The following is a 587-nucleotide window of genomic DNA, read 5'->3' on the forward strand; positions in this document are numbered from 1 at the left end:
CTCCACTTCAGTCCGTCTTACAACAACTTGTTGGGCAAACTGTACTTATTGCCACTATTGCAGACCCACCAAATACCCAGCCACTCGTTTTTTTATTCACAATTGTTGAAGTAAATGATTTTTTAGTTACTGTTACAGATGGAGTGACAACCTATGTGGTAAATATTTCTGATGTTATAGGGGTAGGATTTTTACCACCAGGACCTACTATTAACTTGTTGCCACCTGTTAATTCTGGGTGTGAATGTGATTGTCGTGAACGACCAATTAGACAATTGCTAACTACACTTATCGGTTCTACAGTGAATCTTTTGGTAAGTAATGGTTCTACTGCAACAAATTTTAACGTGGAACAAACAGGTCTTGGCATAGTGTTAGGTACTCTACTAATAGGTATGGATCCTGATACAATCTTTAGATTTGCAATTTCAACTTGCAAAATTGTAGCTGTAGGGCAGACTAATTAATAAAAATAAGACCACTCCGTGATGGGTGGTCTTATTTTTGTATATGTCACAACAATAAATTGAAAGAAATATCCAAATGAATCTTTTTTGAGGTATTATTAAACTAACGGTGCAGTATTA

General features: G+C 35.8%; 1 pseudogene. It reads left to right on the forward strand.

The annotated features are described in order from the left end of the window. Positions 1–467, forward strand: a pseudogene (locus ACOMCU_RS28285) (hypothetical protein); the annotation flags it as partial. Positions 468–587: the final 120 nt, after the last annotated feature.

It is taken from the genome of Lysinibacillus sp. UGB7 (assembly GCF_049058285.1).
Taxonomy (GTDB): domain Bacteria; phylum Bacillota; class Bacilli; order Bacillales_A; family Planococcaceae; genus Lysinibacillus; species Lysinibacillus sphaericus_B.